This is a genomic window from Actinoplanes auranticolor (genome assembly GCF_018332655.1).
In the GTDB taxonomy this organism is placed as follows: Bacteria; Actinomycetota; Actinomycetes; order Mycobacteriales; family Micromonosporaceae; genus Actinoplanes; species Actinoplanes auranticolor.
In genome coordinates this window covers 1-9725 of the sequence record NZ_BOQL01000098.1, presented here as the reverse complement: position 1 = coordinate 9725, position 9725 = coordinate 1, and the positions used below count along the sequence as shown (strand labels likewise).

Annotated in this window: 3 protein-coding genes; all 3 read left to right on the top strand. The window is 70.0% G+C overall.

Annotated features, from left to right (window positions below):
• Positions 1 to 419: 419 nt before the first annotated feature.
• The 3 genes from Aau02nite_RS44880 (at position 420) to Aau02nite_RS44870 (ending at position 9437) form a co-directional block, all read left to right on the top strand.
• The gene (locus Aau02nite_RS44880) at positions 420 to 1133 is read left to right on the top strand and encodes an ankyrin repeat domain-containing protein (RefSeq protein WP_212994818.1); all 714 of its coding nucleotides are present in this window, start codon (positions 420 to 422) and stop codon (positions 1131 to 1133) included.
• Between the two features lie 511 nt (positions 1134 to 1644).
• Positions 1645 to 6087, top strand: a complete 4443-nt coding sequence (locus tag Aau02nite_RS44875; protein WP_212994817.1) for a DUF5005 domain-containing protein — start codon at positions 1645 to 1647, stop codon at positions 6085 to 6087.
• Positions 6060 to 9437 (top strand): GH92 family glycosyl hydrolase, encoded by a 3378-nt coding sequence (locus Aau02nite_RS44870; RefSeq protein ID WP_212994816.1) that lies wholly within the window; start codon positions 6060 to 6062, stop codon positions 9435 to 9437. The genes Aau02nite_RS44875 and Aau02nite_RS44870 overlap by 28 nt, the downstream gene beginning before the upstream one ends.
• Positions 9438 to 9725 lie beyond the last annotated feature (288 nt).

Below are 9725 nucleotides of genomic sequence, written 5' to 3'. Positions count from 1 at the left end.
TCGCAGAACCAGATACCGGAGACCTCTTCAGTTATCGATCACCGCCACGCCGTGACTTCCACCGGCCAGCCCGACTTATGAAACACGCCTTAGTCGCTGCGACTGGCAGACGGGCCGCAAAGCCCGACGCGCCTCTCGCCTGCCGCTGTTCCTATGCGGTCGGCGGCTCCGTTATACGGACGAGCTGTACCAGGGCCGGTACGAGTACGATCCGGGAGTTGCGCACCGGCTGTCACATCGGCGCGACCACTGTCGACGGGAAGCCCGCCTACGATATGCCGGAGTCCCCCGCCTCTCGGGCATACCGGAAGTCTCCGAACGGGCTCTTCTCCCGACCGGGCACGAGCAGGACACCGCCTTCGGTCCGATGGTCGACCACAGTCCCGGGAATGAGAGGTAGACGCATGGTCGAGGAGCCTGTGTGGACCATCGTGGGACTGGCCCTGATCGTCTGTGTCATCGCGATGATCGTCAGCGTCGTCCGCCTGGTCGCGGCCGAGCGGGCGACCGCCACGCGACGTCGCCGGGACGACGACCTGCGCAGCCGGGTCACGTCGATGCTGACCTCGGCGAACGACACTGGCTCTCTCGACACCGCGGACCTCAACCTGCAGAACCCGGACGGCGATTCCGCTTTGCATCTGGCGTACCACGAAGGTCGTAAGGCCGCCATCTCGCGGCTCATCGCGCTGGGCGCCGACGAAACGCTGGTCAACGATGAAGGCTTCACTCCCGCCGAGATGGCAGACGTGGCTGCGGTGGAACGCCTGTTGAAACGGGCGGCGGCGTGCCTGGATCGCGGTCAGTGGCGTGATCCCGACAAGGCGCGGCCGCTCTATCAATCGCTGAGGCAGACCCCACCCCACTTCTACAATCCGGCCCTCGTCCGGTTCGCGCTTCGAACCACCAACCACCGCAATCTCGTCTGCCTGGCCGTGAAGGTCGGCCACCGGGAATCGCAGAAGCGGCTGGCGACCCTCCTGGAGGCCCACGGCACGGAGGAGATCGCAACGGTCTACCTCAACGCCGGCTCCCGCGTGCTGGCAGACGCCGCCCGCCGCTGGGCGGCCGCCAACGGCTACACCATCCACACCACCCCGTACGGAGGGACCGCCCGCTGGGGCGTGTTCTGACCATCGTCGGCAGGGATACGGCGGCGAGCTGATCCCGGCGGGGCTGAAACCGAAGACCACGAGGACGGGCCGACCAGCACCACGAGCGCCGTGTGTACGGCAGGTGGCCACTTGAGCTGCGGTTATACGGGGTGGCTGGCCTTAGTGGAGCTGGTCACGGCGGGTGAGATGGCCTGGCCATCCATCCGCAAGCGCCCTTCGGCAGTGGAGACCAGACGGCGGTGAGCGGCGCGAATGCGGACGGCAATTGAGTTCGTCGACGCAGAGCGGGACAACGCGCCCGTAGCGGGCGATGGTCTTGTTGAGGACCTGCTCCAGGAAACCCTTTGACACGCTCAGATGTCCCAAGTTCTTTGCCGCGTCAGCGGCCGTTGGCGGCAACCCCGGCAATCGGTTTGACCTGATTCGCAGTCACCGCTTATTCGGCGGCGCAGGTCTGGTGTGGACGGCCGCGGGCGGCCACCGTGATAGACGTCACAGTACTCTGCCGACGGGGGAAGGCAGGACCATCGTGATCACTCGTACGCGCACAGCCGTGCTCGCTCTTCTGGCAGTTGTCGCGGCGTCGCTCGCTCAGCCTCTCGGTGGGTCTCCGGCGGCCGCGGACACGCAGACCGCCGATTTGCCCTGGCACCTGGACCGCGACGATCAACGACCCGCACAGCTCGACCAGCGGTTCAATCACGGCGTCAGCGGCATACCGATCTACATCATCGACTCCGGCGTGTGGAGCGGCCACAGCGAGTTCGGCGGCCGAGTGCAGAACTTCGCCGACGTGACGGGCGCGGGGCAGGACACGAAGCCGTGCAAGCCGCACGGCACCATGGTGGCCTCGGCGGCGGCTGGCCGGACGCGGGGCGTGTCGAAGCTCTCGCCGATCATGTCGGTGAAGGTCTCGCACTGTGACAAGGCGACCGACACGCAGCTGGAAGCGGGTCTCAAGGAGATCATCGCCAAGGGCCGTGCGCCGGCCGTGGTGAACATCAGCCTCGCCTACAACGGCGCCCTCAGCAATGTTGAGGCGGCCATCGAGACCCTGGTCGACCGCGGCTACACGGTCGTCACCGGGGCGAACGACGCGGGAGAGCCGGCCTGCGACTGGTCGCCCGGCAAGATGGGGCCGGACCTGGGCGGCGTCGTCACGGTGGGCGGCATCGGCCGTGGCGACGTGCGGTGGGCCGGATCGGGTCATGGCAGGTGCGTGGAGATTTTCGCACCGGCGGCCGGGCTGGATCTGGCGTCCACCGACGACCCGGATGCCAGAGCCGTCGTGGACGGGAACTCAGGCGCTGCCCCGCAAGTTGCCGGCGCTGCGGCGCTGATCATCGCGGCGCATCCGAACTACACACCCGCGCAGGTCGAGGCCGCTCTGATCGCCGACGCCACCAAGACGACGGTGTACGACGCGGGGGAAGGCTCGCCTCATCGAGTGCTGTTCGTGGCGACGCCGGCCCAGCCGGGCGGGGGCGCGCCGAGCAGAGACCTGAACGAGCTGTTCAACCGGTACGGGGACGAGGGCGGCCACTGGACCGGCGGTGACGAGACCATGTCGGTGAAGCTCCCGGACGGCCGAGTGGCATGGTTCTTCGGCGACACGTTCCTCGGGCAGGTCGAACAGGGCGGCAGCCGGTCCCGCGACGCCCCGATGATCCACAACTCGGTGGTGGTGCAGGAGGGTATGACGCTGACCGCCACGCTCCACGGCGGTACCGCGGCGAGCCCGTCATCGCTGGTCGCCACGAGCCCGGACAGCGCCGGGGGTGACTTCGGCTGGTGGCCCGGCGAGGGCCGGGTGGCCGGCGACGAGGTGCACGTGTTCTACACGCATGTCGTCGACGACGGGCAGGGCGGGCCGTTGCCTTTCAAGAACGCCGAGATCGCGATCGCCCGGTTCAGCCTGCCGTCGCTGCAGTTCCTCGGCCTGGCCCGGCTGCCGGGCCTGGGTGTCGACGGGAACCGCCCGGTCGCGTGGGGCGCCGCCATGGTCGACGGTGGCGACGGGTTCACCTACATCTACGGCCGGGAGATCGTCGACAAGCAGCGCCGGCTCTATGTGGCCCGCGCACCCGAGGGCCGGATCACCGACTTGGCCCAGTGGCGGTTCTGGACCGGCGCCGTCAGGCCCGCGGACCAGTGGTCGGCAAGCCAGGCCGGTGTGGCCAGCATCATGACGGGCACCGGCGCGAGTTTCAGCGTCAAATATCTCGAGCAGTACCAGTCGTTCGTCCTGGTGACATTCAACGAGAGCGAAGGGCTCGACAACCGGATCTTCGCCTATCACGCCGGCGTGCCGACCGGCCCGTTCCGGCACGGCTCGCCGATCTACCAGGCGCCGGAGGCCTCCGCGAGCCGGTACACCTACAACGCCCGGCTGCACCTGGAGCAGGACGCGGGCGGCGCGACCGCCGTGGTCTCCTACAACGTCAACAGCTTCGACCAGGACGAGATCTACCGGGACGCGCGCATGTACCGGCCGCGGTTCGTCAACGTCTCCATCCCGCCGCCGCCGACGAACGGCGCCGGGTTGCCCGACGCGCCTCGCAACCTGCAAGCCGTCCTCGCCGGGAACGGCAAGGTTCGCCTGACCTGGGACCCGGTGCCGCAGCTCGACGTCGTCCGCTACTGGGTCCACGAACGGCGCCGGACCGTCGGCCCGAACGGCCGGGACAGCGGCGCCACCCAGTTCACCCGCCGGACCCAGCCGGTCCTCGACAACGAGACCGAGTTCGACGTGAGCTACATGGACCCCTACGAGTTCCGGGTCTCGGCGGAGACGCTGGCCGGCGAAGGGCCGCAGTCGGTGTCGGCGTGGGTGTTCGTGATCCTGCCACCGCCCACGCAGGCGCCGCGGAACCTGACCGGCACGGCCCAGCCGGACGGCAGCGTCACGCTGATCTGGGACGAGGTTACGACGCCCGAGCCCTGGCTGGTCAACTACCGGGTGTACGAGCGCGACACCACCTCCGACGATCAGGAGCTGCGGCCGGCGCGCAACGTCGTCGTCAACGGGACCACCGCGCGGGTGAGCGGGCTGCGCAGCGGCACGCCGTACGACTTCCAGGTCACCGCGTACAACAACTCGGGCGAAAGCCCTCGGTCCAACACCGTCCGGGTCACGCCGACCGCACCCCCGCCGCCCGCGCCGACCGGCCTGACCGCGACGCCGAACTCCGACGGCTCCATCCGGCTCGCGTGGACGCTCACCGGCCCCGGCTTCTGGTACTGGGTGTTCATGCGCAAGTCCGGCGACGCCCAGTTCACCAAGCTGGAATACCCGGTCACCACCGGAACCAACTTCACCGTCTCCTACCTGACCAACAACCAGACGTACGACTTTCGGGTGTCCGCCATCAGCACCAACGGTGCGGAGGGCCCGCCCTCGAACATCGCCTCGGCGACATCCCGATACGCCCCGCCACCGGTGCCCGCGAGCCTGACCGCGACATCGAACGACGACGGCAGCATCGGGCTGGCCTGGTCGACGTCGGGACCGGGCATCTGGTATTGGGTCTGGACCCGCAACGTCAGCAACGGCGAGACCGGCTTCACCAAGTCAATCTATCCCGTGGCGAACGGCACCACGCACACCGCGGGCTGGCTCGAGATCGGCGACGTCTATGAGTTCCGGGTCAACGCGATCGGGCCGGGCGAGGTGGAGAGCGCACAGTCGAACACGGCCCGGGCGACCTCGCGGATCCCACCGCCGGGCGCCCCGCCGAACCTGCGCGCCTCGGCGGGCAACGGGCGCGCCACGCTGACCTGGGCGGCGCCGCAGGCCGGACTGATGTATTGGATCTACTACCGCCCGGTCGGGCAGGCGATGTTCGACCGGTTCGACCTACCGGCGAACAACGTCACGTCGTTCACCGCGCAGCCGCTGGCCAACGGTCAGACGTACGAGTTCTACGTGACCGCCGTCCGGGCCGGCGTGGAGAGCAGCCCGTCGAACGTCGTTCAGGTCCGGCCGCAGGTGCCGCCGCCACCGGCACCGGGCAACCTGACGGCCACCCCGGACGCGGACGGCAACATCCGGCTGTCCTGGGTGTCGTCCGGGCCGTCGATGTTCTACTGGATCGAGATGCGCGACGTCACCGCCGGCCAGGGCTTCCGGCGGCTCGACCTGCCGGCGCGGGAGCGCACGACGCACACGGTGACCGGTCTGACCCTGCATCACACGTACGAGTTCCGCGTCGTGGCCGAAAATGCCGGCGGCCAGAGCCCGGCGTCGAACGTGGCCCGCGGTGTCACCTTCATGCCCGTGCCGACCCGGCTCACCGTCCACTGGGAGGACCATCGCTCAGCCCAGCTGGCGTGGAACGGCGACCCGGCCGGCTGGTACTGGGTCTACGTGCGCGACGTGGCGGCGGGCGGCGGCTTCCAGCGGCAACGCCTGCCCACCACCGGCCGGATCTCGCAGGTCGTCGCGCCGCTGAGGTCCAGCTCGTACGAGTTCTACGTGACTCGCATCGGCACCGGCGGCGAGACCGCCGGGTCGAACATCGCCGCGCTGGGCCCGCAACACCCGACACCACCGGCCGGCGGCCTGAACGCTACCGCCTGGGCCAGCGCGCCGTCCTGCAACCCGGTGGACCTGTTCTGGATCTGTCAGAGCACGATCACCGCGACCGCCGCGCTGACAGGGTGGTCCCAGGACTTCCGCGCCGGCATGAACCTCAACGTCGAGTGGGGATTCTCCGGCACCGACTCCGAGGGCCCGGCGATCGCCGTCTGCGAGCCGGTCGACCCCGGGGTTCCGAGGGGAAGCTGCACGGTGTCGACCAGCCGCAAGGTCACCTGGAACCACGGCACGACGCGTCCGCCGGCGAACCCGCCCGGGCCGACCGTGTGCGTGAACACCCTGGCCTGGGCGCCGTACTTCCTCGACCAGCAGGGCAACTGGATCAAGCGGACCCGCACGGAGCGCGATTGCGTGAATCCCGGTGGGTCGGCATGATCACCGGCTCGGTAGCGGTGGTGACCCGGGCACTGCCGGTCCTGCTGATCGTGGCCCTGGCGACGATCGTGCCGGGCCGGCCGGCGGTCGCCGACCCGGTGGCTGACCCGGCCGCCCTGGTCAACCCGATGATCGGGACGGCGGCCTACGGCAACACGTTTCCCGGGCCGACCGCGCCGTTCGGCATGGTCCAATGGGGACCGGATTCGTCGCCACGTTACGGCGGCGGTTACGGCTATGAGGCAGACTCGGTCACCGGCTTCGGGCTGAACCGGATGAGCGGGCCCGGCTGCCCGGCGTTCGGCGACGTACCGTTCCTCCCGGTCGTGGGCACGCCGCCGGCGGACCGCAACGCGGCGACGGTGGGCCTGAGTCACGCCAGCGAGTCCGCGTCGCTGGGCCGGTACGCGGTGACCTTGGACAACGGCGTCCGGACCGAGCTGGCCGCCGCCAAGCGGTCGGCGCTGGCGCAGTTCGCGTTCCCCACCGGGCGACCGGCGACCCTGCTGCTCAAGGCGGCCGGCGGAGCGTCGGTGACGGATGCCGCCTTGACGGCCGCCGGCACGACGGAGGTCACCGGCTCGGTGGGCGGCGGCGGGTTCTGCAGCATGGGCAACCGCTACCGGGTGCACTTCGCGGTGACCTTCGACCGGCCGTTCACCGCCGCGACCACGTGGAGCCCACCGCCGGGCGTGACCGGCCACGGCGGCATGTCGCTGTCGTTCCCGGCGGGCGCGGTCGTGCGGGCCCGGGCCGGCATCTCGTACGTCAGCGTCGCCAACGCCCGGCTCAACCGGGACACCGTCGCCGGCTGGGACCTGCCGGCGATGCAGCAGGCGACCAGAGCACAGTGGAGTGCGTTGCTGTCCCGCATCCAGATCACCGGCGGCACGGCCGCGCAGCAGACGATGTTCTTCACCGCCCTCTATCACGCCCTGCTCAGTCCCAACCTGTTCAGCGACTCGAACCGGCAGTACCGCGGCTTCGACGATACGGTGCGGACGCTGCCCGCCGGCCAGGCCGAGCAGTACGCGAACTTCTCCGGCTGGGACGTCTACCGCACGCAGGTCCAGCTCGCCTCCCTGGTCGCGCCGGAGATCATGGCCGACGTCGTGACGTCGATGCTCAACACCTACGACCAGACGGGCCGGCTGCCCAAGTGGTCGGTGGCCAACGACGAGTCCTACGTCATGGTCGGCGACCCGGCCGTGCCGGCGATCGCGTCCGCGTACGCGTTCGGTGCCCGCTACTTCGACACCGGCCGGGCCCTGCGGGCGATGGTGTCGCATTCGACTGTGCCCGGCAACGCGCGGCCCGGCACGGTGTACCTCGACAACCGGGGCTACCTGCCCGCGGACGGCGGATACGGCTGTTGCGGCGCGTACGGACACACCTCCACGTCGCTGGAGTACAACATCGCCGACTTCGCGTTGTCGACCTTCGCCGGTTCGCTCGGCGACGAGGCCGTGCGTGCCCGGTTCGCCGACCGCGCGCAGAGCTGGCAGTACCTGCTGCACCCGGACAGCGGCTTCGTTCAGCCCCGGTCTGCCGGCGGGGCCTGGAAGCCCGGTTTCGATCCGACTTCCACCGACTTCGTCGACTGGGCCGAGGGCAACGCGTGGAAGTACACGCCGATGGTGCCGTTCAACGCCCGCGGCCTGATCCGCGCCAAGGGCGGCAACGCCGCGATGGCCGCCTATCTGGACACCCACTTCACCGAGCTGAACGAGGAGACCGGCCCGCACGCCTGGATGGGAAACGAACTGTCGTTCGGCGCGCCGTGGCTCTACAACTGGGCCGGCGCGCCGTACAAGACGCAGGCGCTGGTGCGCCGCATCCACACCGAACTGTTCCACAACGCGCCCAACGGCCTGCCCGGCAACGACGACCTCGGCGCGCTGTCCGCCTGGTACGTGTTCTCCGCGCTCGGCATCTATCCGGCCATTCCCGGCACGGCCGACCTGACCGTCACCGCGCCGACGTTCGCCCGCGCGGACATCCGCCTGCCGAACGGGCGCACGCTGACCCTGGACGCCCCGGCCGCCTCCGCGGGCACTCCCTACATCCAATCCATGACCGTGGCCGGCGCGGCCTGGAACCACGCATACCTGCCCGCATCGGTGCTGACCGACGGCGGCACCGTCCAGTTCAGTCTGGGCGCCAGCCCCGATACGGCCTGGGCATCAACGTCCGAGGCCGCGCCGCCGTCACACGCCACGAACGCCGTGGCCGCCGCCGACAACCGCGCCGTCTCCCTCGACGGCACCGCAGGCCTGTCCGACTACGATGGGTTCGGCTCAGGATATTCCAGGCAGGCATTGGCCGCGGCCGGTGTGGTGCCCGGCAGCCCGCTCGTCGCGGGCGGGATCACCTACGCCTGGCCCAACGTGCGCGCCGGCCAACCGGACAACGTGGTAGCCGCCGGCCAGCGGCTCACTCTCGGCGGCCCCTCCGGAGCCACCCGGCTCGGCCTGCTCGGCGGCGCCGACGGTCACCCCGACGGCGCGTCCGGCACGCTTACCGTGCACTACGCCGACGGCACCGTCGCCACGGCGACGGTCGGGTTCTCCGACTGGACGCTCGGCGGCGCTACCGTCGCGCAACGCCCGGACAACGTCGTCGCCGCGCGCATGCCGTACCGCAACGACTTCTGGGGCAACCCGCACAGCTGGACGACATACCTGTTCAGCACATCGGTGCCGGTCGACCCGGCCCGCACCGTCGTCGCCGTCACGCTCCCGCAGCCGCAAACGGGGCGGCTGCACGTGTTCGCCGCCGGCTTCGGCGGACACCGCACCAACGCCGGCATCAGCGACGACGCCTACCTCGGCGGCGGTGACTTCGACGGCACCGGCACCAGTTACTCCCGCCAGGCGCTGGCCGCCGCCGGGCTGAGCCCGGGCGCGGCCGTTGCCCACGACAGCATCGCCTACCGCTGGCCGCGGACCGAACCCGGGCAGGCCGACAACACGATCGCCGCGGGGCAGACCATCGCGGTGACGCCCGTCCAGAGCGCCACCCGGGTTGGCCTGCTCGGCGCCGCCGACGGGTGGGGCTCCACCGGCACCGCCACGATCGAACACACCGACGGCACCCGGCAGGAGGCCACTCTCGGCTTCACCGACTGGACCCGCGCCAACGGCCAACTACCGGTCGGGCACGGCAACACGATCGCCGCGCAGATGCCGTACCGCAACTTCACGATCTGGGGCGGTGGACACGACCAGATACCCACCTACGTCTTCGCCGCAACCTTCACGCTGCAGCCCGGCAAGACAATCCGATCGATCACATTGCCGGACCGCACCAACGGCGGGCGGATGCACATCTTCGCCGTCGGCACGGGCTGACGCCGCGCGGCCAGCGCCCACCGGCGTCGCCGGGCCGGTGCGAAGCGGGTGCGGGCGCCAAGCCCGCCGGCACGGCCATCTCGATCGGCGTCATGCTGCGGCGCGTCCGTGCCGATGTCGGCCGGGAACCCCAGTCATCCGCATCGAGCAGCTTTATGTAGCAGCCACCCGCGCCCGACGCCTGCTCGCCGTAGCTGTACCAGCCGAGCTCAAACCAAGAACGACCGAGTTCCTCAAAGGCCTTGGAGCCTCGGTGCAGGAACGCTAAGAACTCCTAACGCGATCTCT